This window comes from Mesotoga sp. H07pep.5.4 (genome assembly GCF_003664935.1).
GTDB lineage: Bacteria > Thermotogota > Thermotogae > Petrotogales > Kosmotogaceae > Mesotoga > Mesotoga prima.
This window is the reverse complement of the sequence record NZ_JFHM01000011.1, coordinates 39,393-64,024: the sequence shown is the minus strand read 5'-3', so window position 1 is coordinate 64,024 and position 24,632 is coordinate 39,393. Positions and strand designations below refer to the sequence as shown.

The following is a 24,632-nucleotide window of genomic DNA, read 5'->3' as shown; positions in this document are numbered from 1 at the left end:
TCACTCCCAATCATTTCTGCATTACTGCAGTAAATGTTGCTTCACGGCTACTGTCCTGTACATTCATTATTGTGATTGCTGATTCGAGCTTTTCCAGGAGATCAGAAGAGACACCCTCCGCAGCTAACCTGTCAAAAAAAGATCCGTCTTCAGATACTTCCAGTCCGTAACCGTTAACTCCACCAGGTCTCCAAAGATTAGTGATTTCGTATCGTATTTCTGTGTAATCCTTCATTCTTGCATTCGACTTGCTAAGGGTCGAATGTATTGTGAGAAATATCTGAAATACGGTCACGATCATTATCGCAACAACAGCCATTGTGATAATCATTTCGATCATAGAAAGTCCCTTCTGCATAGTCATCCTCACTTCACGTTCATCAGTCTCACAGAAGATCTGTGAGTTCTAGTCCCATCGGGAGAAGAAAGCACTATGCTATATGAAACCGATCCTCCGTTGATAGACACAAATTCCAAATCGACATGGTCAAATGAGCTGGAAGAGAAAACAATGTCCACATTATCGTTAAGAGACTCAACTACATCCGCATTACTGTCGGCTGGAAAGTCTCCCTGAACCGCCTGTTTTTCCCAGATAAAAAGCCTTCCATCATCAATATAGAACTGCTTCGTCACTTTTCCCCTTACGAAAGGCAAGGAAACCATATATCTCAAACCCTTTGCCGGTCCATCTTCATTTTCCCGTACTAGGGCAATTCTTTCAACATTGGGACCAGCCTTTGAGAGTTCGGCTTGAATCAGACTATCGACCCTAAAGAGCTCTGAATACCTTTCCACCTCTCCAAGAGCTATTCTTGATCTTCTTGTGAGGTCAGTAAACATAAGCAACACAGAAGCAAGTACTATCGTAAAAACAGCCAAAACCACTGCAAGTTCGACAAGTGTAACACCGGCTCTTGTTCTTTCCATCGGCTAATAACCCCTCCTTCAAGAGAAGTCTTCAATCCAAATGACAAATCCACCAAGCATGGATAGATGGATAGATAGATCGTTTATTGTGTAGCAACTTTATGCCAAGACCACGGACTAGAGAAATCTCAAAAGAGATTTACGGATACTGCGGATTTGAGAATTGCAAACGCGAATCAAGCGATCGCAGTCTTGTTTGCCTGCTGAGCTGTTGAATACTAAAGTTCTCACAGGAATCTCATAATATTCGCGTCAATCGGCCGCTTCTCTTAGAAGTGGATTTCAACAAATCAGTCGCATTAAGGAAACTAATTTCCGCAGCCAAGAATCTTAATGCTCAAATTGCCGTCTTCCTTGTCATGTGCAAGTCACGCGTTCTAGTTTGCTACCATAATTGGTTCGAAGGGAGTTATTGAGTCCTCATTTCAAAAAAGTTCGGCAAGAGTAATCATTCTCCCGATTAAATCTTGTGGAATAATCCTTTCGCTTTGAACGTCCTCCTTAGCTGTTCAGGAAAGCACCCTCGGGTCTCGATTATCGTGTAGAGAAACTAGAATCATTTGCCACCCAAACTGGAAGAAATGAAGCAACAAATCATCAGAAAGCCAGGGACTTCTTCACCTTTTATTGTCTTGAGATCCCCTGATTTGCTACAAAAACTTTGAGCTCAATCTTGTTTTCTCCAAGGAACTGACCGTAATCAGCCGAGCTTACCTATGAACTTGGATAAATGCCACATAGGCATTGTTTTGCATGGTTCTTTTTGTCAACAACGCTTGGCCGTTAACTTAGTTCTTGAGGATGCAAAGGTGATCGCTTTGAGAGAGAAAGAGAAAGAGATAGTGAAAAGGCAGATCAAGGAACTTGTGTCAGAGTACGCTGAGAAAGTTCTATGCAGCAAGGCAGAAGCTATACTAGACAGCAACCTGCTCAAGGACGAGGAAATTGAGGATTTGATTCAAGATGGCAGGGCATATACAATGGCTATTGCGCTGATTAACGACTGGTTGCTTTCCCTGCCATATCCTCTCGAAGGCAAGTCATACAAGAAGCTAAGAAGGCTATTGGAAAAACTCAGATAGAACCCGGACTTCAATTTTCCGTTCTCTGAGCGAGAAAAATCATATTGCAACAAAATCCGATGAAATAGGCAACTCTGTAACTGTTCAACATGATTCGTCCAACAAAATGCAACTTGCTCCATCAACACGACCAAGGTCAAAAGAAAAGCAGTGTAGCTTAGTTACATCAAAGAGCAGCCCTTCCCCCGGCTGCTCTTTGAATTATTGGATGCATAATTGTAAGAGCTGAACAACCCCAGAAGAAAGAGACTTCTTGATAATCAGGAATAGGCTAAAATTACGAACAGATCTGCTCATATTAAAACAATCTAATCTTCTTCGATAGAGAAACCCACCAATCTACTCTAATCACGGACTATTAGCTGAAACCCGTTTTCTCCCAAACCACCGTTTTGTTATACTTTAACTAAGATGAAGACACAAGTGAGAGTCCATTTCTGTTTCTCACCGCAGTTCATTTTTTCTCAGCACAAGTGTTCTTAAGTCAGGCGGATTGACCATGGAGAATTCAGTGAGATTCTTGCGTGCCTTTGCAACGACAGAAGGGTATTTTAGCAGATTCAACGAAGATTATTGGATCGATGGATACTCCAGATCCTTGAGAGGTTTGTCGAAGAGTGACAGGTTCTCAGGAGCTTTCTCGACATTCTTCTGGAATATGCAGAGTTACGCAACGCGATAGTCCAGACAGTAACAGCCGATACCTGACCAATCGCAGAGCCACACGACGAAGTAGTTCAAGACATAGAGCAGATCGCTCGGATGCTCAATGATCCGCCAAGGATTACTTCTGTATTTGGATACGAGAAAGTAGCGACGATAGACACAAATGACAGCCTGGAAAAGGCGCTCTAGATTATTGCTGAGAGATCATCTTCTCAGATCCCTTTATACAATGGTGATCAATTCAAAGGAATCCTAACGACAAACGCAATAGCCGATGGATGGCAGGTGCAGGTGAAGAAGAAAGGGCAAACATAAGGAAAACGTGGGTCCGTAATGTGATGGAGTATGCCGAAGAAGACGAGACCGTGGAATTTGCAAACAGAAAGGCAACCCTATCGAACATCGTCGCCTCATTTGGTGAATTCAGAGCTCTTGGATAAAGACTCAAGGCTATATTTGCGACCGAAAACGGGAGGATTCGGCTATCATGGAACCGAGGGCGAGGAGGGAACCGTGATCGCTTTCTAGGGTACCATGTTGAAACGCTGCAGATTACCTGCGGCAAAGCTGGCTGATATCGTGCCGATGACATTGAAGATTCTCTCTATAGAAAGCAAAAGGAAATTCGATGGTGAAAACATCTGGAGCTGTGATGATGAGCGTTGATTTCGATTTTCACATTCATACGGTCTTTTCCGACGGTTCGATGTCCTTCGAGGAGGTTCTGACAGCGCTGCGTAATGCCGGTCTGTCGAAATGCGGGATAACCGATCACTTCGAAACGGGCTTGCCCCATTCGGTGGCCGTGTCGGAGGCTCATTATATGGATCTGTTCAACCGGTTCAAAGAGAAAGCGAGAAAGTCTGGCATAGAGGTTCTTCTGGGCGGCGAAACGGGGCTGGGACCGGACTGTTTGATGCTTCCGGCGAAGGTACCGCCCTTCGATTTCTTGATCGCCAGCGTGCACAGGGTAAACTGGAGGCATAAGAGCGAATCCGACTACTGGAGAGAGTACAGGACTTACATAGAGCGCGGAATAGAAAAGGGAGGCTTTCAGGTTCTCGGCCATGTCGAGGGATACCCTTCCTGATGCCTCTTGGAGCGAGCAGCCCTTCGATGAAAGGCGCGAGATCGAGCGTTACTACGCCGCGAAGTATCTCACCCTCGACTGGTACGCCTCGATAGGTCCGGCCCTCGTAAAGAGCGGCGTGGCCGTGGAGATTCACGAAATGTCCGCATCGCCCAGGCTTGAGGTGATCGATCTCCTCCGGCGCAGGGGCGTGCGGTTCTCTTACGGGACCGATTCGCACGGTCCGGAACAGCTTTTGAAGAGAGAGTTCATAACCAGAGTGTTGAATTGCATCGGATTGAACGAAGCCGACATATTCAAACCGGAAGAGAGAAAAGGAGGAGCGAGATGCATTCGATAGCGATACTTGGAGCGGGGATGATGGGAAACGTCCACGCGAGGGCCTACAGGGCCATCGATCAAAGAAATTCCCTCTGGATAGTCGATCCAGTCGAAAGCAGGGCAAAGGCGATCTCAGAAAAATACGGAGCGACCGTCGCCAGCTTTGAGGAGATTCTGGAAAACAGCAGTGTAGACATTGTGGATATCTGCACGCCGACATTCACGCACAGGGAACTTGCCGTCAGGGCGCTTGAGGCCGGCAAGCACGTCTTCTGCGAAAAGCCAGTGGCGCTAACTCTTGAAGACGCAAGGGCAATGGACGGGGCGGCCAAAAAGAGCGGAAGGAAATTCATGGTGGGCCACGTCGTACGTTTCTTTCCGCAGTATATAAGAGTGAAGGAACTTGCTGCCGCCGGAGACGTGGGTGAAATTGTAATGGCAAGACTTTACAGGGGAGGTTCATTTCCCTCTCACGGTATAGACAACTGGTTCGCCGATATTACAAAGAGCGGGGGCGTCTTCGTAGATCTCTCCATACACGATTTCGACTTTCTCAGAAAACTGCTGGGCCCCGTGAAAACCGTCGAAGCGAGGTCCGTAACGCTGAGCTCGGAGAGGAAGAAAAACTCTTTCGATCATGGCATGGCGATTCTGAGGTTCGAATCCGGCGCCCTGGCACACATCGAAGGCAGCTGGGCCGAACCGGCCGGGATGCCTGTTAATTTTGGAACGTTCTACGAATTTGTCGGCACTAAGGGAATGATAACCAACAGCTACGAGAGAGAGACGACGCTTCGTCTGCAAACTTCGATCGATGGAAAGCCGAGATACTTGCAGGAGAATCCGGCCTATTTTGATCCGTACACCGAAGAATTGAAGTCCTTCATACTCTCAGTAGAGAAAGACAGAGAAGTCCCCGTTAACGGGCAAGAGGCCATAGAATCGTTGAGAGTCGCGCTGGCTGCCAACATGTCTGCAAAACTGCACAGACCGGTCGAGCTTTCGGAGGTGTTTTGAGATGACGAAAATTGCAATCCTAGGTATTGCACATATGCACGGTTACAGCTATGTGAGAGCCTTGAAGAGAATGAATGATATCGAGATAGCGGGGCTTTACGATGAGGACAGATCCAGGATGAACAAAGCTTGCAAAGACCTGGGCATAAAGCCCTGTGAAAAGCCAGAAGAACTCGTCGCTCGGAGCGACGGTGTGATAGTAACGAGCGAGAACTCTACCCACAGGGAGTTCGTCGAGATCGCTGCCGGAGCCGGAAAACACATTCTCTGCGAAAAGCCGATCGCGACAACCGTAGAAGACGCGGAGGCGATGATTGAGATCTGCCGCGAGAACAATGTGAAGCTTCAAATAGCCTTCCCGGTCAGGTACAGTGCCTCCGTGAGAAAGGCCAGAGAGATCATCGCGGGCGGTCTGCTGGGCGAAGTGGTGAGTCTGGTGGGAACAAACCACGGGAGAATGCCGGGCGGCTGGTTCATAGACCCGGTGCTGGGCGGTGGCGGTGCCGTTATGGATCACACCGTGCACGTGGTGGATATAGTGAGATGGTTTCTTGACTGCGAATTCACACAGGTTTACGCAACTTACGGTACCCTTATACATGACATACCGGTCGAAGACTGTGGACTGGAGATGTTCAGACTTTCGACTGGCCAGTACATGACACTCGACTGCAGCTGGTCGAGACCAAAGACCCATCCTTACTGGGGAGACGTAACTCTTCACATAGTCGGAACTGAGGGAACGCTCTTCCTGGATGTCTTCAACTCAAAGATTGAGGTCTATTCCAACGAAAAGGGTAGTCGATGGGAAGCTTATGGTGACAACTTTGATTGCCTTTTGATTGAGGATTTTGTAGAGGTTCTTAGGTCAGGGAAGGATCCTTTCACAAGAGGAGAAGATGGACTTGAGGCTCTCAAAGTCGTTGATGCTGCTTACAAGAGCTTCAGAGAAGGCCAAGAGATTCAGATCTGCTGACTGATTCGGATTTCAGTCATATCGCACTGTTGCCTGGAGTATAATCTAGATGATAAGGTAGAGTTACGAGGTGAGTCATTTGAAGCAGCATTACGATCGTGGAAAACTTGAGCAAGAATTTGACAATCTTCCCGAGGCCTCTCCGATTGCAGATATTGATCCGTTCAAAGGTGATATCATCGCAATGGTTGGTGCGCTCGCACTTGATTATCTTGATCTTGATCCCGGAGATACATTACTTGATATCGGAACCGGCAGAGGAAGGTGGGCCGTGGCCGCCAGTCCTTACTGCAGAAAAGTGATAGGCATTGACATTAGCAGAAGGATGTTAGAAGATGCAAGATCAAATATTGCCAGCGCGGGTGTTGAGAACGTCGAATTCTTTAGGGGCTCCTTCGAGAACCCGTGCGAAGAAGTGAACCTATCAAGAATGAACATAAACAAGGTTGTAGCCATCTACTCTCTTCACCATCTTACAGATCCGATGAAGATGGAAGCGATTTCGAAGCTTACGCAGATTTTGAAGAGGCCCGGTAGGATCGTTGTTGGTGATATTATGTGGTTCGACGATCCTGGAAAGCACAGGGATGCGTGGGACGAAGTTTATTTCGACGACAACGAATTAGATCACCCGGCGAGCATTTCATTTATGAAAGAAGTTTTCCAGCATTCAGGTGCGAACGAAATTGAAGTTGTTCAGATTCATCCGTTGGTGGGCTTGATAAGCACAACTTTTTTGTGAGGATTTTGGTGAAGCCATGCAGGTTATTACAGGCATCAGATATAAGGGCAGCTGCAGTTCGTAGATAGAACCCTACAGGTAACAACTAAACGGAAGAACCGGTATAAGTTTTTTCTCTTGAGCAGTCCCAAGCTCCAGTAAGGTCGTAAATCTTCAAGGCCACTTCCAAACAAGTTGTTTTTGCTTTCAAAGCATTTTGATTATTCTTTGGTGGTCACCTTTGTTCCGAATACACCTGAGCCGGGATCGAATCCCCTATTTCTGGCGATTTCTTCAGCGGTTTTCTGAAGAAGATTCATCATGGGAATGAAAGCAAGGACTTCTTCCAGGCCATCGGAAACGTATATTGATTTCACACTCCCCTCTCTCGAATTCGTTAGGGTAATCAAATCGCATTTGTCGTAAATGTCATTGTGGAGTTCCTGCATTAGGTCGTAAGTCTCTCCCTTGGGATTCATGGTGATTACAACGGGCTTGTCTGCAAGCAAGTCGACGGGACCGTGTCTGAAAGAGGCTCCCGAATAGAATATGAGACTTAGCTTGGCAACTTCAGCAAACATTAGCCTCGCCATCTTTCCAACACCTATGCCAAAACCCCTGGCAACGAGAATCCTCTCCCTTTTCTCAGATAACATAGCTGCAAGCCATGATAAATCATGCGACAAAGCTTCGTCCATTCTTGTGGGCAGGTCAGAAAAGTTCAATCTTCTTGCGGTTTTGAAGGCTGAAATCATCAGAGTTAAGACAATGCTATTCATGAAGGTCTTTGTTGCACCCATAGATCTCTCACTGCCCGCGAAAAGCGGAAATACTCTTTCATCAGGGAAAGCCTTTGCCGCGCTGCTCTTTTCGTTGTTGGTTACAAGTGTCATAGAAGGCAGAAGCGCTTTGTTTTCTTCGATGAATCGGATTAGTTCTGCGCTTTCTCCTGACTGACTGATGAGAAAGATTGTAGAGTATCTTTTTAGCAGTTCTTGGGATGAGTAAGTTATGATCTCCGACATCTCGAAGCTTTCTGCGTCGATGCCAGAGTATCTTAGAAATGAAGCCGCTACCTCTGAAGCATGAAGAGAAGCTCCCATGCCTGTGAACAGGACTCTTTCAAAGTTTAGAGACTTCGCTTTCTCAAAGACGACGTCAGATGTGGAAATAATGGTTCTTACTGCTTCTGATTGCTCAAGCATATCTTCCAGAAATTTTGACAAATCATTCATCCTTTCGTGAGACAAATTCGATGATCTATCGGTCCAGGGGTGTCATTCACTTTAAAGTCTATCATCAAAGATTGGTTTTGACTAATCAGTGAAATCGATGCAATAATAAGGATGGAGGTGAATTTATGGCACTGCTCAGAACTAGCGACGGAACTCAAATCTATTACGAAGTACACGGAGATCAATCTAACCCACCTGTTGTTATTCTCAACGGAATTATGATGTCGGTCCCCTCGTGGGCAGGATTTGTTCCCCACTTTTCAAGGCACTTCAGATTGATTCTGATGGATTTCAGAGATCAGGGCCGATCTGAAAGAAAGGATTCACAGTATCACATCTCCATCCACGTTGACGACCTAACCGACCTGATCGATGCGCTTGAGATTTCTAGCGCAAACGTAGTTGGTCTCTCCTATGGAGGCCAGGTGGCAGAAATGTTAGCAATAAAGAGACCGGAGAGAGTAAATTCTCTAGTACTCGCCAATACTCCCGCCCGAATTTCTCCATACCTTGCAGAACTTGGCGAAGCGTGGAAAGAAGCTGCAGAACTTAAAGATGGAGAGCGGTTCTTCAAGCTGGCAATACCCTTCATCTATTCAGATTTCTTCTACAATCGTAATCTGCAGTGGCTAAAAGAAAGACAGAAGATGTTCAAATCGACACTCAACGGAGAATGGTTTGAAGGGTTCATAAGGCTTATTTCTTCAAATCCCGATTTCAATGTTTTGGAAGAACTTGACAAGATTCAGTGCCCGACTCTGCTACTTGGTGCCGATCGAGACATCATTACACCGATAGAAGAGATGAAAGCAATTCATGAAAGAGTCAGAAATTCGGAATTTCTTGTCATAAAAGATGCCGGTCACGGAGCTTTCCTCGAAAAACCGGGAGAATTCATGACAGCAATCATCGGGTTCGTACTTAAGAATTGTTAGAAAAAGGGACGATTTGGTAGTTATTCATCTTCTTTCGTCGATAATCATCAATAAACTACTTTAATTGAATTTACCAACCGGATCAGTTTAGTGTATTGTGAAAGTGAGAGATGATTCATCTTTCATATATGAGAGATGAATCATGACACGCAAGCCATAAGGGGTGATCTTGGTGAGTTCAGTTCCAGTAATTGGAATAGCGGGGATCGGGACATACATACCTGAGACCTTCATGACTCCAGAGGAAATTGCTGATTCAACAGGCATTCCGCAAGAGGTAATCGAACTGAAATTTGGAGTGAAGAGAAGACTGGTTCCAGGTCCCGGTGAAACCACAAGTAATTTGGGAATAAAAGCGGCACGGAAAGCTCTTGAGAATGCCGGGATAGATCCCAAAGACATTGATCTGTTAATCTGGAACGGCGCTCAGCATAAAGATTACCCTTGCTGGCTGGCCGGACTGAAGGTTGCAGACGAAATCGGTGCTGTAAACGCCTGGTCTTTCGATATGGAAGCCATGTGTGGATCTATGATGGCCGGCATTGACGTGGCAAAGAGTCTCATGATCGCTAGAGACGATGTCAATACTGTTCTGCTAGTGAGCGGCTACAGAAATGTGGATCTTATGGATCTTTCTGAACCATCAACATCATTCATGCTTGATGTAGGAGCCAGCGGGGCCGCTGTAGTTCTTAAGAAAGGCCATAATGAAAACGTCGTCCTATCTTCGGCCTTTAAGGGTGACGGATCATTTTCAGAGTTGTGTGTTGTCCCGGTCGGCGGGACAAAGAAGTGGCCTATGACCCCCGAAGATACGCGGAACTATCATTTCTCCGTCCAGGGAGATACTGCAGAGTTCAAGAAACGCCTCGGAGAGACTACAATGCCTAATTTCTACTGGGTGATTAGAGAGTCACTCAGAAAGAGCGGCTTCTCAGAAAGCGATATCGATTATTTAGCTATTTTGCATTTCAAAAGATCGGCTCATTTTGCAGTTCTTGAAGAGCTCGGGCTAAAGGAAAATCAGAGTACTTACCTTGATTACTACGGCCATCTTGGGCAGAATGATCAGATTCTCTCGATAGAATTAGGTTTGATGGAGGGAAAGATTAAAGATGGTGACGTGGTTGTAATGGTTGGTGCCGGATTGGGCTTCGTCTGGGCAGCGACGACAGTAAAATGGGGCAAGAATTAGGAGGCGAAAAGGTGAGAATGGAAGGTAAAGTCGTCATCATAACTGGTGGCGCAAGTGGACTGGGTAAAGCGGCAGTCGAAAAGTTTGCCCGCGAAGGAGCGATTGTCTACGCCTGCGATATGGACGTCGAAGGATTGGATAATCTGAAGAAGGAATTTTCCGAGCTTCCGGGCAAGGTAATTCCGAAGAGACTCAACGTAACGGATAGGCCTGCAATAACTGAACTTATAGGTGAAATCAAAAGCGAATTCGGCCGCATCGATGGGCTTATCAATAATGCTGGAGTGACTAGAGACGCTCTGATTCAGAGAATGTCCGAAGAAGATTGGGACCTGGTTATCAACGTCAATTTGAAAGGTGTTTTCAACATGACGCAGGCGGTTGCTCCAGTGATGATAGATCAGGGTTATGGTTCGATTGTCAATACTTCATCGATTGTCGGCGTATACGGAAATATCGGACAGTCTAACTACTCCGCTTCAAAGGGAGGAGTTATTGCAATGACTAAGACATGGGCTAAAGAGTTGACAAGAAAGGGCGCGAAGATAAGGGTAAACGCTGTGGCACCGGGTTTCATAAAGACGCCTATGACTGAGAAAATGCCTGAGAAGATACTGGTTGCACTTGAAGAGAAGATCCCTCTTAAAAGAATTGGACTCCCTGAGGAAATTGCGAATGTCTACTTCTTCTTGATTTCCGATGAGTCGAGTTATTTGACCGGTCAGGTAATTGGCGTTGACGGGGGTCTCGTAATTTGAAGGTCTCTCGAAGCGAGAGAACAAGACTACAGATTAAAGAGGCGGCTGAAGAGCTGTTCAGTCGCCTTGGTTTCGAGATGACCTCTGTTGCGAACATATGCAGAACCTGCGGACTGTCAAATGGAGCATTCTATAGACATTACACTGGTAAGGAACAGGTATTCAAAGAAATCGTCCAGGATATCAAGACCAGGTTCGAGTCCGCCTCTGCTTCGGTCATGGGAAACACTGTAGAAGAGAAGCTGTATAACCTTTACAGAAAGGTCTTTGATATTCTTTGGCAATCGCGGAGAAAGTTCATTGCCTTTCATGAGGCCGAGTACAGGTTTCCTGAAGTGGAAAACTCCGTTGACAAAACCTACAAGGACGCTCTTCTCTCAACTGTGATAAACGATAGGTCTCCACTTTCAATGCCTGAACTGTGGTTTCTTATTGGAAGCTCAAGGTTTGCCGCCATTTACTGGATCATATACAACGATACAAGGGTGCCAGATTCGACAGTGCGATCTCTCGTCGACTTCACCCTCAATGGTTTTGTTAAGTCTGAAGAGCTGGATCGAAGGTCTCTGGAATTCACTCTAGATAGAGTAAGAGCGAACGGTGAGGGAAAGGCTAAAGAGGTCATCCTTTTGGCGGCAGAGAAACTAATGGGGGAGAAGGGATATTTCGGTACATCGATATATGATATCACAAGTAAGGCGGGCTACGGACAGGGTACGTTCTATCTTCATTTTGAAAGCAAGGGGAAGTTACTTCAAGAGCTTGTTTATCAGGCAAACAGAAATCTGAGAAGAACGATGAGAGATGCGGTCTCCGGTGTTGAAGGCAGGTTAAACAAAGAGATTAGGTCCTTTAAGGCGTTTTTGCTCTTCATGGATGTTCACAAAGAGCTATATAACATAGTTCGTGAGTCGGAGTTTGTACAACCTGAGACTGGACGTTTCTGCTATGAAAGGCTCTTAACTTCTTACATAAGAGCTCTTGAAGAGGCTAGATTGAAGGATGAGATTAGATCGATAGACTCGCGTGATCTCGGCGTCTTTCTGATGGGCATTGGACACTTCATGGGGCTTGATCTTCTTTTCAAATTGAAGAAAGACTACGAAAAATGGAACGAGTATTTGCTGGAACTGGCTTCTCTTATGGCAAAAGGTTATGGAGGTGCTTTTAGTTGAACTGGAATGATGAATACAGAAAGAAGAAGATATCGATTGATGAAGGTCTGAGAAACATTAAGTCTGGAACAAAGATTGTGACAAGCATGGCGGCAATGGAAGCTCAGGGTCTTCTAAAGAACCTCCACAGAGTTGAGGACGCAGAGAATGTGGCCGTTGCGACTTGTTTGAATATTGGAGAGTATCCGTTCTTCGTTAATAAAGAATATGAAGGCAGATTTCTGAACGAGTCTTGGTTCCATTCGGTGGGTGCCAGGAAGGCAGTCAGCAGCGGCCTTAGGACAGTGACATACATCCCAAACAATCTTCATGTTGCAGGTATTGAGCGTATTATGGCAAACAAACCCGATATTTTCTGGGGTGTTGCCTCGCCGATGGACAGAAATGGATACATGACCGTTTCGTTGTCCACGGTATATGAAAGAGATATGGTAGAGAACGCGAAGATGGTAATTCTGGAAGTAAATGAGAAAGCGCCGAAGACTCATGGAGACACTCACGTTCACATAAGTGAGGTCAATTATGTGATAGAAAACACTTTTGACATTCCTGAACTGCCGGACACTGAACCATCGGAGACTGAAATGAACATCGCGGGACATATTTCTTCGCTTGTTGTAGATGGAGCAACTTTGCAGATTGGAATCGGAGGGATTCCAAACGCCGTTGCAAGACTTATGGAAGATAAGCACGACCTAGGAATTCACACTGAAATGTTTACTGAGTCGATGATTCACTTGTTCGAAAAGGGAGCGATAACAAATAGGAAGAAGAGTCTTTGGCCCGGAAAGTTTATTGCGACTTTTGCACTCGGCACAAAGGAAATGTATTCTTTCATTGAGGACAACCCTGGTGTGCTTCTGCTCAGAGGCAGCTATGTCAACGATCCGTACGTTGTCTCGCAGAACGAAAACATGGTCTCTATAAATACGGCAATCTCTGTCGATCTCACGGGGCAGGTATGTTCCGAAGCAATTGGAACTCGGCACTATAGCGGTACCGGAGGACAACTAGACACTCATAGAGGTGCCTCCATGGCTAAGAATGGAAAGGGAATCATCGCACTTAGATCGACAGCAAAGAAAGGCGCCGTTTCTACAATCGTCCCTCTTCTTCCGCTTGGCTCACCCGTTACCGTTCCAAGACAGGATACTGATTATGTTGTAACCGAGTTTGGGATTGCCAGGCTTAAAGGTCTCAACGTATTCCAAAGAGTAGAGGCTTTGCTGAATATTTCTCATCCGGACTTCAGATCAGAGCTAAGAAAACAAGCTCGCGACATTGGATTAATATAGGAGGTTCTTGATGAAAAAGGTCTTCATTGTTGGTGCAAAAAGGACTGCAATCGGTACTTTTGGAGGAACTTTAAAGGAGGTACCGGCCGTGGATCTTGGAATTACTGCTTCAAAAGCCGCAATAGAGCAGTCGAAGGTCGATCCTAAGAAGATTCAAGAGACGATAATGGGCTGTATTCTAACTGCAAACCAGGGTATGGGACCGGGAAGGCAGGTATCGATTGGTGCAGGTGTTCCTATTGAGAGCCCCGGATACTCAGTAAATATGCTTTGTGGTTCAGGAATGAAGTCCACAATGATAGGGGCGCAAGATATTCTCACAGGCGAAGCCGAGCTAGTACTTACCGGCGGTATGGAGAATATGTCTATTGCCCCATACTTGCTAGACAAAGCAAGGTTCGGATATAGAATGGGCAGCGGTACCATAGTCGATCATATGATACGGGATGGCCTTACGGACGTTTTCAATGACTACCACATGGGAGTAACTGCTGAAAATCTGGCCGAGAAATACGGTATAAGCAGGTTCGAGCAGGACGAATTTGCACTTCAAAGCCAGAAGAGAGCCAAGGAAGCGATTGCGACAGGAAGGTTCAAAGATGAAATCGTTCCGGTTGTGATAAGGGGAAGAAAGGGAGACGTCGTTTTCGATACCGATGAACACCCAAGAGATACCAGCATGGAAATCCTTGGCAAACTCAGGCCGGCCTTCAAGAAAGATGGTTCAGTAACCGCCGGGAATTCTTCTGGAATAAATGACGGTGCCAGTGCAACAGTCCTTGCGAGCGAAGACGCAGTAAAAAAATACGGATTGAAGCCGATAGCAGAAATAGTCGCTTACGCTCAGGCCGGTGTTGACCCCGCCTATATGGGATTCGGTCCCGTTCCAGCGGTCGAAAAGGCACTCAAAAAGGTCTCAATGAACATAAAGGATATGGAGTTGATAGAGCTTAATGAGGCATTCGCTTCTCAGTCTCTGTCAGTACTGAAGGGTCTCATGGAGATCTACGGGGTTTCAAGGGAATGGCTTCTTGAGAGAACTAATGTCAATGGAGGTGCGATTGCTCTTGGCCACCCGATAGGCGCATCGGGAAACAGGATAATAGTTACTCTCCTGTATGAAATGGAAAAGAGAAATCTCGAGTTTGGTCTAGCTTCTCTGTGTATTGGCGGCGGAATGGGAACCGCAGTAGTAGTAAAGAGAGTCTAATCTCTTGCAAATCGTAAATACTGCGTTTCTGTAATGAAGTCTAGATGTACTAGTGCACCAAAAATCGTTATGAACAACCTACGTAGGAGGTGGGAAAGTGAAAAGAGTACTGTTAGTATTATTGGTGGTAGCTGTAACTGCTTTTGTTGCATTTGCTGCCACTCCAATCAAGATTGGTGCCGTCGTACCCCTGGGAGATATCACGGGTGACCAGTCTGCAAAAGCAATGAAGCTTGCCATCGACGAAATCAACGCTGCAGGGGGATTACTTGGTAGACCTCTGGAGCTAATTGTAGTGGATAGCGAGCTGAAGCCCGAAAAGGGAGCTGCAGCAATTGAGAAACTTGCTACAGTAGATAAGGTTGATTTCTTTGTTGGAGGTATGGCATCTTCAGTCCATCTTGCGCAGATCCCAGTAATGAAAAGGTATCAGAAGATCACTATCTGGAGCGGCGCGGCTTCATATCTATGCGAGAATGCAGTTGGACCGGACGCCGACTGGTATTTTCATCTTCATCCATGGGACTACCAGCAGGGTGCGAGCTACGGTCTGGGTTGGACAGAATTAGCCGAGGCTTATCCCGACATCGCAATTGAGAAGATCTTCCTTGGCTATGAAGAAGGCGGTTTTGGATCTGCCTCTCACGAATCCTATCTTGTGCTTCTATCTCAGGCCAATCAGGGAGAAGGAGCGTGGGCAGCTGTCATGGGAGACTATATGGGAGCCTCCTTCAAGAGTGCGGCGCTTGGCGGAGGAGACTACAGAGCAATGCTTCAGCAGGCTAAGGCCTATGACCCCGACCTCTTTGTCTGGGCAGGTTACGATGCTGATGCTCTTCCAATGCTTCAGCAGGCTAAGGAAATTGGTTTTGCTCCTAAGTTCTTTGTTGGAGCACCTCCAGGCTGGCCGGCGCACTTCGGAGATTCTCCTCTAGCAGAAGGCGTAACACTCTACGGAATGTGGGCACCAACAATAAACAAGGTAAGCCCGGCTGCAGAGCACTTCTGGAACGCTTACATCGAAAAGTACAATGAGGAACCGGCAACTTACTTCGCACCACTGGGATATACAAACATCTACTTCCTTGCGGAAGGAATCAAAGCCGCGGGAACTCTTGACAAGGCAGAGCTGATAAAGGCACTAGAAGAAGTAGAATACGCCTCACCGATAGGAGAAGTCCTAAAGATGTCTCCAAGCAATGTAATAAAGCATCAGGGATTCACTGGTCAGAAAATACTTCAGTGGCAGGGCGGAGAACAGCAGGTTATTTGGCCGCTAAATCTCAAGACCGCTGAACCGATTTATCCATTTCCTTCTTGGGAAGGAAGATAAGTAGTGTGAGGTCGGGCACTCGTGCCCGACCTTACTATCTAATAAGCTGTAGCTTGGGTGGTGACTGACTTGGAGAGCATCTCGTTCTTGAGAAAGCACAGGAATCTCTTTCTCCTGATTGCTGTAATTATCGTGGTGGCTATTTGGAAGCCTCACGCCGCCATTTATGGACTCCAAAGAGGAAGCCTATATTCTTTGGTCGGTTTGCCTCTTTCGTTAACTCTTGGAGTTGTAGGAATTATGAACCTTGCCCACGGCGATTTCCTCTCGCTAGGCATCTATTTTGTTTATCTTTTTGCCACAAACCTAGGAATGGATCCTCTCGTGTCCATTATCCCAGTCTTTTTTCTATTGTTTGGCCTCGGAGTGGTGATCTATAAGTTGACTATTACGAGAGTAATGAAGTCAGGTCATTTGAACCAGCTGCTACTCACTTTCGGAATATCTATGATATTACTGGAGGCAATGAATCTCATCTGGACATCAAGACCTAGAAGTGTCTACGTTGAGTACTCTTCTTCGTCTACAACAATTGCAGGTGTAAGATTCGGCACTTATGAGCTATTGTATGTTGTTTTTGCTTTTGCAGTGCTAATTGCACTTCAGCTCTTTCTGAAGAAGACAAGACTAGGGCAGGCAACTTTTGCCGTCGGTCAGAATCCACAGGGCGCGAAAATTGTTGGGATCAACACGGGTTTCGTCTATCTCTTTGTGTTTGGGATATCGATTGCTATTCTGGGAATTGCCGCAGGAGTCATGGTACCAAGATTTGCGATTTTCCCGTCAGTTGGAGCGGCATTCACTATGAAGTCTTTTTGTCTTGTGGCAATGGCGGGACTTGGAAATCTTCCCGGCATTCTTGTTAGTGGTATTGTTCTCGGAGTTGGGGAAGCTATTGTGCAATCTATACCTGGTTATGCGGGCTGGTCAGACATAGTATTCTTTGGAGTTCTGATAGCTGTCATAATGATCAGATCCTTAAGGAGGCAATCATTATGAAGATCACAAAGTCACTTGTAATTATCATATTGCTCGTCGCGGCCGCTCTTCTTCCAGTTGTGACTGAGGCTTACTTCATAAGTGTTGCCATAACTATCTTGACGTTCATGACGCTGGCAATTAGTTGGGATATGATGTTGAGAACTGGTCAGCTGTCTTTTGGAACAGCCGGATTCTTCGGACTTGGTGGCTACACAGGAATTATCGCTGTTGCCGATTTTGGTGTTGACCCAGTAATGGGCATTGTTCTAGGTGGTCTGCTGGCTGGTGGGGTGTCCTTGCTTCTTGGTATGGCTATTCTGCGCTTGAGAGGTCTGTATTTTGCCATTACGACAATGGCTCTCGCAAGCGTATTCATGGTAATCATAAGGAATTTGAGCAAGCTTACCGGAGGCCCAAGTGGAAAGATAGTTTACACAACTCTTTTTAACTACGATTCAGTCAAAGTTTACTGGCTCATGCTGGGTATTACAGTGGGTACAATTGTGGTTTCAGAAGTGTTTCAGAGAACTAGAGTTCATTTTGCGATCGATTCTATTAGAGCCGATGAAACAGTAGCTAAGTCCCATGGAGTAAATATCTACAAATATCTTATATTTGTTTTCGTTGTGACTTCGATAATACAAGGAGTAATAGGTTCAACATACGCACTTCAGTATGGATTTGTTTATCCAGAGAGCAGTTTTTCAGCTCATTATCTTCTTCTACCGATAGCCATGGCGTTGGTGGGAGGAATATACTCAACTATTGGCCCAGTCCTTGGCGCCATTATTCTGGGTCTTTCATCTGAGTATCTCAAGTTAATAATGCCCTATGGACATTTGATTATCTACGGTGTAATCATAGTTGTGGTAGTTCTCTTTTTGCCGAACGGTGTGTATGGCGCAATCAAAGATGTTACGGGATTCAGAAAACGCCGTCTGGAGGAACGATAAAATGAGTATACTTAAGCTTGATAAAGTCACAAAACGTTTCGGTGGACTAGTCGCCGTAGATAACGTCTCTATGGAGATCCAACAGGGTGAAATTCTCGGTTTGATTGGACCAAACGGTGCGGGGAAGACGACTCTAACAAATCTTATATCGGGAGTCCATATGGTGAGCGAGGGGAAAATTATATTCGACGGCATCGATATCACTTTTCTTCCAGCACACAAAAGATGCAACCTTGGGATCGCAAGGACTTTTCAGATTGCTCGACCGTTAAAGAACCTCACAGTTGTTGAAAACATAATGGTCGGAGGACTTTTTGGAAACGGCGAAAAGCTTAAGGAGAGCAAAAAGAGCGCTCTTAGGCTTTGTGAAACAATAGGACTTGAAGAGCCCGATCAAACTCTTGATAAGATAACTGTTCTTGATATCAAGAAGATAGAGATCGCAAGAGCGATGGCCACAAAACCGAAGATCCTCTTTCTTGACGAGGTTATGTCGGGATTAAACATGGACGAAACCAGAGAAATGATAGATACCGTAAGAAAGATTAGAGGAACAGGCGTGACGATATGCATAATAGAGCACGTCATGAGCGTAATTAGAGAAATAACGGAGCGAGTCATAGTACTTGATAGGGGTACTATCCTTGCAGAGGGACCTTACAGTGAAGTATCGCAACAGCACAACGTTATAACTGCTTATTTGGGGGAGGATGCCTGATGCTCGAAGTCAAGAATCTATTTGTCTCATACGGGAGGATTCAGGTAATTACGGACTTCTCCTTCAATGTCGGAGCGGAAGCTGTCGGGCTTTTCGGTCCTAACGGTGCGGGAAAGACAACTCTGATCAACTCGATCATTGGTCTCGTAAAGCCAAGGTCGGGCGAGATTCTCTTCGAAGGCGAATCACTGCTTCCTTATGAAACACACTCCATCGTAAGAAAAGGGATTTCAGTGGTGCCTCAGGATGGTGAGCTGTTCCCAATTATGACTGTTTTAGAGAATCTCAAGATCGGTGCATCCTACATAAAGGAAGCTAGAGACAAAGTAAATGAGAGGCTGGAATTCGTGTTCGGAATTTTCCCAGTACTCAAAGAGCGGGCTTATCAATTGGCTGGAACAATGAGCGGTGGGCAACAGAGAATGCTTGCAGTTGGACGATCTCTTATGGCAGTCCCACGGCTTCTAATTCTAGATGAGCCATCAGTTGGACTTCAGCCCACTTTGGTTACAGAGCTCTTTGAGAAACTCTCAATGATCAAATCCGAGGGAGTTTCCATGATCCTTTCCGAGCAAAACGTTCGACAGGGCCTAAAAGTCATTGATAGGGGGTACGTAATAGAAAATGGGACCCTTGCAATTGAAAGCACTGCTGATGACCTGATGCACAACGAACACGTAAAGCGCTCATACCTGGGTTTGTAAAAAGGAGATTATTTGAGAGGTGAGTGTGTATACTTGAAAAGTTGCTCATAGTCTTCTTTGGAATATGCGCACTTGGAGCAAATTTCTTTCGGACTGGGAGACTTTTCGCCTATGAAACCAAAGAGGTTTCCTCGAACTGTGCTTTGAATGTTAATATGAGAAGTGAAGAACACAGAACACACAAGTCTGACAGGAGGGATCTGGTAATGGAAAGGTCAATAGCCGAACAGTACGTAAGGATAGTTGACAAAAAGATCTTCTATCTTGAAACAGTGGGCGACGATGAGATTCCCGTGGTATTCGTCCATGGTAATTTCGCGTCGAGCAAATGGTTTGAACCTGCTCTCAAGATTCTCCCCAGTGGATTAAAAGGTTATGCAATCGACCTGCCGAATTTCGGGAGATCTGACAGACTTGAAGAGGTGAGTATCGATAATTACGCCAACTACGTGATTAATTTCATACTTGAGATGGAATTAGATGGTGTGGTTCTTGTTGGCCATTCTCTTGGGGGAGCTGTTGCTCAGAGTGCAGTCATTAAGAGGCCTGATCTGATCGATCGAGTCATTTTGGTGGATCCTGCCCCTCCCGATGGCCTAAAGACTCCAGAAGAGGTTTACCCATATCTAGAGATGTACAGAGGGAATAGAGAGCTTCTTAAAAAGGCTCTGATTGGTGTAATGCCGACCCGTGAAGTAGACGAGTTTCTTGAGCAGCTTGTCGACGAAGCTCTGTTGATGGATGGAAGATGTTTTGTAGAGAACGCTAGAGCGCTTGAAAAGTACGATTTCACTGAAGCGCTCAGTGAGATTGAGGTTCCGCACCTCGTCGTAGTTGGAAAGCTTGACAATATTGTTACTGAAGAGATGGCAAGGAGATTCGAGAGAATACTTCTGGATGTTGAAATCCGTGTGCTTCCTGACTACGGACACAGTGTTATTCTTGAGGACACGGAGTTGTTTGTGAAGATTCTGGAAGATTTCGTCGAGCGATAGGCGATACAGTTCAAATATAAACGGGGCTGAAGAGCCCCGTTTCTGTTTAAATAGGGTTAATCGTTGTTCGATTTAGTTCTGCTCTTCAAGCAGCTTGTCAAGCGATTCGCTAACAAGCCTCTTGAGTTCTTTTGCATTGACTGTGTATTCAACATACTCACCATCATAAACACTTTCAAGGAGCCTCCCCTTTTTAAGCTTCTCGAGATGATTGCTCAGGTCGCCGGCGGAGATTCGCAATTTTTTTGCAAGGGAAACTGGTCGATGAGGCTCTCTGCTAAGTTCTCTAAGTATTGCAAGCCTTTCTTTGTGGGCCAGAGCGCTAAAGACGTCGATACATTGAAGTTTCTCATCTTTCTCCCTGAAGGGGACTTCTATTCTGTCATATCCGAGAATAAAGAGGTATCTGTCTTTCATAACCATAAGGCCGGCTTGATCTAGGCCCAGGAATGGCGATACACTCAATTCTATAGTTTGAACCGTCTCGAGGATGTCAAAGAAACTCAAGAGGTTCAATTTTTCAATATATGATGTGCCCCCCTTTCGAATGTATTCTTCAAGGTTCTTCAGATGCTTCTCGTTCGACCTCCTAACTTCGTCCCGCATTCTGTTGAAAACATTTTCAAGGAACCATTCAAAGAGATATATCAGATCCTGTTTTGTTTCAGCCGGGTTTTCAAGAAATCCAAGAAGATTTGCCTTTTGAAAAGACGAGAAAATAGTACTCTCAGTTATGAAAAGGAGCATCTCCTTTTCATCTACCGTCAGCCTTTCAACTAATTCCTCGAATTGAGAAGAGTCTCTAGACTTGACATCGGTTCCAAATCCAGTTCTTAGGAAACGCCCTAGTATGCTTTTCTCGGATGTGCTCTTGAGAGCTTTGATGAACTCCTCGGGTTCTCGTAGATTTCTCTCCTGGACAAGAGAAAAGGTTCCTGCGCCGAAGTACGTTTCACAGTCAAAAAATCGCTCGAGAAGCTCTTTTATATCGTCAGGAAGAATCTTCTTTGTTTCCTTTGCCCATTCAAGGAGCTCTGGGTCAGGCACAAACTGATCTTTGAAATCTTGTTCTTTGTAGGCTTCGATTATCATCTCATTACAGTTGACCCTCATAAGACAAAGAAGAAAATCATAAGCAGGCCAATCTATATACTTGATTCGTTCGAGAAGCACAGGCAGGACCTCCTTGTAATAATCCTTGAGACAATTATACTAAAGAACTGCTTGTTGATCATTCAATTCAAAGATAACAAGTAAGACCATTTATGCCAGAAATGAATGACCATAAAGCAAACCCCTTTTGAAGAGTCTCGGGTTCGATAATCTAAATAATCGGCAAAAAACCGACAGATTCTGGAAATTCTCGGAACTGGCAGTAACTTACATCGTTAGCATCATTCATTTAGCTGATAGAATCATACTAGCGATTCAAATCCGTCCAGGCCTCAAGTAAGAATCACTTGTCCGTTATTCTTGAGTTTCGCTGCTTGGTCGGAAAGTTTTTTAGAGTCTGGGCGAAGAAGATTCTTTCAATTGTTTGCGGCAATAAATAAATTAGGAAGAATCATCTTATGGGCGATATTCCCCACCAGCTGTCTCTAAACGGTTCTGTTTAGATTTAATCAAATCTCTTATTAATAGTAAGCTAGAGTAGAAAGGGGGATTTCAGCTTGGTTGGCAAAAAGCTGGATTCAGAGAATATTGGAAGATCAAATAGAAAGCTGATTCTTCAGTTGCTTAGAAAGAGTCCCGCTACTACTCGAAGAGATCTTGCAGTAGCATCGGGGTTGAATCCAAGCACGGTGACGAAAATAATCAAGGATTTTCTATCAATGGGTCTTTGCGAGGAAGTGAGAGCAGAAGAGACCGGTCGAATTGGGAGAAAGGCAATCGTCCTTAGACTAAACAGAAAGGCGTTCATGTCTGTAGTCATCGATATTGGTGTCGAAGAGACAATTATAGGTAAGGGATTCTTTGATGGCTCAGTTTCAGTTGTGAGTAGATTTAGAACTCCACGTGACTTTGATCAGTTCATGGATCTCTTAACTAAAAAGACTTCCTTGATTTCGAGAAATATTCCAAAATCCAGATTCCTCGGATACTCGTTGTCAGTTCCGGGAATCGTTGATGTGGAGAATTCCAGAATCGTATACGTGCCTCATCTCGGATGGAAGGATCTCGTACTCAGAGAACGGCTCTCTCGACGGTATCCGGTTTTTCTTGATAATGAAGCAAATCTCTCGTTGATTGCTGAGAAGTGGAACAATCCAGATGTAGTGTCAGTAAGAGATATTGTCTTCGTCTATGTATCTGAGGGAATCGGGTGCGGTGTTATGTTTGACGGCCAGATTTATAGAGGGCGCGATTATTCTGCCGGCGAATTTGGGCACATGACGGTTCAGATTGACGGCAAGAAATGCTACTGCGGAAACTTTGGTTGCTGGGAAACCATCGCCTCTACTGAAGCCATCGTCAATCTAGCAACTGAGTTGGGGCTTGAACTCAAAGGAACCAGTAACAATGAGAAGTATCTCAACTGTCTGCGCTCAACAGATGCAAGTTATGAACCACTTCTTCGTGAGATCGAGAGAAGCCTTGGCGTAGGAATTGTTAACATCGTAAATTCCTTGGATCCGGAAGTTGTTGTTCTTGGCGGAGTTGCTTCGATACTTCCGGAAGTATCATTGCGCAATCTGCTCGATTTTGTCAACTCAAGGGTTCTATACGCTACTGGGCAGAACGTGAAAGTAATAAGGAGCATGCTCCACGAAAAAGGCATGGCAAGCTCGAAAATGATAGGAGCAGCTCTACACATAATTGATCGTAAGACGGTCGATTTAGTATAAAGGAGATTTGTCATGGGTACGTTTTTCGGTATAGACGTAGGAACAAATTCTGTTAAAGGAATCTCGGTTGATAAGAGCGGAAAAATCTTGACTTCTTCTTCGAAACCTATTCCTATGGAAACCCCGAAGCCCGGTTGGGCACAGCAGCATCCAGAGATTTGGTGGGACGCAGTTTGCGTTGTTTTGAGAGATCTAGTTGCAAAGGGAGGTCGACTGCCATCGGCAATTTCAGTCAGCGGTCAAATGCATTCCCTGGTTGCCGTTGATGCAGAAGGGAAGGTTGTCTATCCGGCGATCCTTTGGTGCGATCAGAGAACTGAAAGCCAGTGTGCAAAAGTTACGGACTTGTTGGGAGGAGAAGAAAAAGTAATAGGAAGTTTCGGAAATCCAGTACTGACAGGATTCACGCTTCCCAAAATCCTCTGGTTGGCAGAGAGTGAGCCTGAGAGGTTCAAGAAGATCAAGAAATGGATGCTTCCGAAAGACTACGTCGTAATGAAATTGACGGGACGTGTTGTAACTGACTTCTCCGATGCTTCAGGAACTTCCATGTTGGATATTGAAGGGGAATTCGATGAGAGAATTCCAGAAATAATCGGTATTGATCCTCGTTCATATCCCGAATTGATCGGGTCAGGTACGATCGTGGGGACAGTAAGTTCGCCCTCCCTTTCGGAGCTAGAAGGCATTCCGGTAGTTAACGGAGGAGCAGATAATGCTTCGTCGGCTTATGGTTGCGGTGTCGAGAAGACGGGAGACGCAATGATAAGCATCGGGACCTCCGGTACAGTGGTAGCCTTGACTAAACAGGGGATACCAGATAGATCTGGCGGAATTCATCTTTTTAGACATGTCACGGGTAGGGATTTCTACCATATGGCGGTAATTCTCTCAGCGACGAATTCGCTAAACTGGTTTAAAGATAGATTTGGAAACGACCTTTCTTTTGAATCACTTGAAGAGATGGTTAAACAGACGCCCCCAGGATCAAATGGAGTGGTTTTCTTGCCGTACTTGAATGGTGAGCGAACGCCTCATCGTGATCCCAGCGCAAGAGGAACGCTTTTCGGCTTTTCCTCTTTTCACAGCAGGGGCGATGTATTCCGGAGCATATATGAAGGAGTGGGCTTTGCTCTCAGAGAAGGGGCAGAGCTGATCGAGAGTCTCGGATCAGAGATGAATAACGTCAGAATTGTTGGAGGCGGTTCAAGGAGCGAAACGTGGTGTCAGATCGTTGCCGACAATCTCGGCAAGACGATTTGGCTCCCGGAAGTAGATGAAGGGGCAGCTTACGGTTCGGCTCGCTTGGCTGCAGAAGCTCTTGGCATAGGCACTTCATCATGGATAAGGATGAAGAAAGAATTCAGACCGAACGGGGATTTCAGGGCGGTTTATGACAATGTTTTCTCAATTTACAAAGAGTTGTATCCAAAAATAAGAGACAGCTACAAGAAGATAAGCAAGGTGCAGGAAAGTATCACGAAATGAAAGGAGGA

At 45.5% G+C, this 24,632-nt stretch carries 25 protein-coding genes; 21 read left to right on the top strand and 4 right to left on the bottom strand.

What is annotated here, in order from left to right:
- Positions 1-10: 10 nt before the first annotated feature.
- Together Y696_RS07370 and Y696_RS07365 are read right to left on the bottom strand one after the other, a co-directional pair.
- Positions 11-358 (bottom strand): prepilin-type N-terminal cleavage/methylation domain-containing protein, encoded by a 348-nt coding sequence (locus tag Y696_RS07370; RefSeq protein WP_180274796.1) that lies wholly within the window; start codon positions 356-358, stop codon positions 11-13.
- A gap of 8 nt (positions 359-366) precedes the next feature.
- A complete protein-coding gene (locus Y696_RS07365) occupies positions 367-930 on the bottom strand; it encodes a type II secretion system protein J (RefSeq protein WP_121510116.1) in 564 nt (187 codons plus the stop codon).
- A gap of 809 nt (positions 931-1,739) precedes the next feature.
- Here Y696_RS07365 and Y696_RS07360 point away from each other — a divergent pair.
- The 7 genes from Y696_RS07360 (at position 1,740) to Y696_RS07330 (ending at position 6,824) form a co-directional block, all read left to right on the top strand.
- On the top strand, positions 1,740-2,012 hold the full coding sequence (locus Y696_RS07360; RefSeq protein WP_257211865.1) for a hypothetical protein: 273 nt from the start codon (positions 1,740-1,742) through the stop codon (positions 2,010-2,012).
- A gap of 944 nt (positions 2,013-2,956) precedes the next feature.
- Positions 2,957-3,118: a hypothetical protein gene (locus Y696_RS14025; protein ID WP_183084195.1), complete on the top strand. Its 162-nt coding sequence runs from the start codon at positions 2,957-2,959 to the stop codon at positions 3,116-3,118.
- Between the two features lie 188 nt (positions 3,119-3,306).
- Positions 3,307-3,768, top strand: a complete 462-nt coding sequence (locus Y696_RS07350) for a PHP domain-containing protein (RefSeq protein ID WP_121510114.1) — start codon at positions 3,307-3,309, stop codon at positions 3,766-3,768.
- Positions 3,746-4,108, top strand: coding sequence for a hypothetical protein (locus Y696_RS07345; RefSeq protein WP_121510113.1), 363 nt, complete (start codon positions 3,746-3,748; stop codon positions 4,106-4,108). Before Y696_RS07350 ends, Y696_RS07345 begins: the two co-directional genes overlap by 23 nt.
- Positions 4,096-5,106, top strand: coding sequence for a Gfo/Idh/MocA family protein (locus Y696_RS07340; RefSeq protein WP_121510112.1), 1,011 nt, complete (start codon positions 4,096-4,098; stop codon positions 5,104-5,106). Before Y696_RS07345 ends, Y696_RS07340 begins: the two co-directional genes overlap by 13 nt.
- 1 nt (position 5,107) lies before the next feature.
- Positions 5,108-6,082, top strand: a complete 975-nt coding sequence (locus Y696_RS07335) for a Gfo/Idh/MocA family protein (protein ID WP_121510111.1) — start codon at positions 5,108-5,110, stop codon at positions 6,080-6,082.
- Between the two features lie 79 nt (positions 6,083-6,161).
- Positions 6,162-6,824: a class I SAM-dependent methyltransferase gene (locus tag Y696_RS07330; protein ID WP_099771381.1), complete on the top strand. Its 663-nt coding sequence runs from the start codon at positions 6,162-6,164 to the stop codon at positions 6,822-6,824.
- 200 nt (positions 6,825-7,024) lie between these two features.
- On the opposite strand, the gene Y696_RS07325 is transcribed toward Y696_RS07330, so the two are convergent.
- Positions 7,025-8,038, bottom strand: coding sequence for an SIS domain-containing protein (locus Y696_RS07325; protein WP_121510179.1), 1,014 nt, complete (start codon positions 8,036-8,038; stop codon positions 7,025-7,027).
- 125 nt (positions 8,039-8,163) lie between these two features.
- Here Y696_RS07325 and Y696_RS07320 point away from each other — a divergent pair, with 125 nt between their 5' ends.
- From Y696_RS07320 to Y696_RS07265, 12 genes are all read left to right on the top strand, one after another.
- Positions 8,164-8,973 carry an alpha/beta fold hydrolase gene (locus tag Y696_RS07320; protein WP_014731042.1) on the top strand — a complete coding sequence of 270 codons (810 nt, stop codon included), beginning with the start codon at positions 8,164-8,166 and terminating at the stop codon, positions 8,971-8,973.
- 172 nt (positions 8,974-9,145) lie between these two features.
- Positions 9,146-10,168, top strand: coding sequence for a 3-oxoacyl-ACP synthase (locus Y696_RS07315; protein ID WP_121510110.1), 1,023 nt, complete (start codon positions 9,146-9,148; stop codon positions 10,166-10,168).
- Between the two features lie 11 nt (positions 10,169-10,179).
- Complete coding sequence (locus Y696_RS07310) at positions 10,180-10,926, top strand: beta-ketoacyl-ACP reductase (RefSeq protein WP_014731040.1); 747 nt, start codon at positions 10,180-10,182, stop codon at positions 10,924-10,926.
- Positions 10,923-12,101 (top strand): TetR/AcrR family transcriptional regulator, encoded by a 1,179-nt coding sequence (locus Y696_RS07305; protein WP_121510109.1) that lies wholly within the window; start codon positions 10,923-10,925, stop codon positions 12,099-12,101. Before Y696_RS07310 ends, Y696_RS07305 begins: the two co-directional genes overlap by 4 nt.
- Complete coding sequence (locus tag Y696_RS07300) at positions 12,098-13,396, top strand: acetyl-CoA hydrolase/transferase family protein (RefSeq protein WP_121510108.1); 1,299 nt, start codon at positions 12,098-12,100, stop codon at positions 13,394-13,396. The genes Y696_RS07305 and Y696_RS07300 overlap by 4 nt, the downstream gene beginning before the upstream one ends.
- A gap of 10 nt (positions 13,397-13,406) precedes the next feature.
- Complete coding sequence (locus Y696_RS07295; protein WP_121510107.1) at positions 13,407-14,606, top strand: acetyl-CoA C-acetyltransferase; 1,200 nt, start codon at positions 13,407-13,409, stop codon at positions 14,604-14,606.
- A gap of 97 nt (positions 14,607-14,703) precedes the next feature.
- The gene (locus tag Y696_RS07290; RefSeq protein WP_121510106.1) at positions 14,704-15,939 is read left to right on the top strand and encodes an ABC transporter substrate-binding protein; all 1,236 of its coding nucleotides are present in this window, start codon (positions 14,704-14,706) and stop codon (positions 15,937-15,939) included.
- Positions 15,940-16,008: 69 nt separating this feature from the next.
- On the top strand, positions 16,009-16,938 hold the full coding sequence (locus Y696_RS07285; RefSeq protein ID WP_121510105.1) for a branched-chain amino acid ABC transporter permease: 930 nt from the start codon (positions 16,009-16,011) through the stop codon (positions 16,936-16,938).
- Positions 16,935-17,873: a branched-chain amino acid ABC transporter permease gene (locus tag Y696_RS07280; RefSeq protein ID WP_121510104.1), complete on the top strand. Its 939-nt coding sequence runs from the start codon at positions 16,935-16,937 to the stop codon at positions 17,871-17,873. The genes Y696_RS07285 and Y696_RS07280 overlap by 4 nt, the downstream gene beginning before the upstream one ends.
- A gap of 1 nt (position 17,874) precedes the next feature.
- Complete coding sequence (locus Y696_RS07275) at positions 17,875-18,591, top strand: ABC transporter ATP-binding protein (RefSeq protein ID WP_014731033.1); 717 nt, start codon at positions 17,875-17,877, stop codon at positions 18,589-18,591.
- Positions 18,591-19,295 carry an ABC transporter ATP-binding protein gene (locus tag Y696_RS07270; RefSeq protein WP_014731032.1) on the top strand — a complete coding sequence of 235 codons (705 nt, stop codon included), beginning with the start codon at positions 18,591-18,593 and terminating at the stop codon, positions 19,293-19,295. The genes Y696_RS07275 and Y696_RS07270 overlap by 1 nt, the downstream gene beginning before the upstream one ends.
- Positions 19,296-19,501: 206 nt before the next feature.
- Complete coding sequence (locus tag Y696_RS07265; RefSeq protein WP_259459879.1) at positions 19,502-20,290, top strand: alpha/beta fold hydrolase; 789 nt, start codon at positions 19,502-19,504, stop codon at positions 20,288-20,290.
- Between the two features lie 72 nt (positions 20,291-20,362).
- On the opposite strand, the gene Y696_RS07260 is transcribed toward Y696_RS07265, so the two are convergent.
- Positions 20,363-21,463 carry a helix-turn-helix transcriptional regulator gene (locus Y696_RS07260; RefSeq protein ID WP_014731030.1) on the bottom strand — a complete coding sequence of 367 codons (1,101 nt, stop codon included), beginning with the start codon at positions 21,461-21,463 and terminating at the stop codon, positions 20,363-20,365.
- Between the two features lie 497 nt (positions 21,464-21,960).
- On the opposite strand from Y696_RS07260, the gene Y696_RS07255 reads away from it, so the two are divergent.
- Positions 21,961-23,136, top strand: coding sequence for an ROK family transcriptional regulator (locus Y696_RS07255; protein ID WP_121510102.1), 1,176 nt, complete (start codon positions 21,961-21,963; stop codon positions 23,134-23,136).
- A gap of 12 nt (positions 23,137-23,148) precedes the next feature.
- Positions 23,149-24,624 (top strand): xylulokinase, encoded by a 1,476-nt coding sequence (xylB, locus tag Y696_RS07250; RefSeq protein WP_121510101.1) that lies wholly within the window; start codon positions 23,149-23,151, stop codon positions 24,622-24,624.
- Positions 24,625-24,632: the final 8 nt, after the last annotated feature.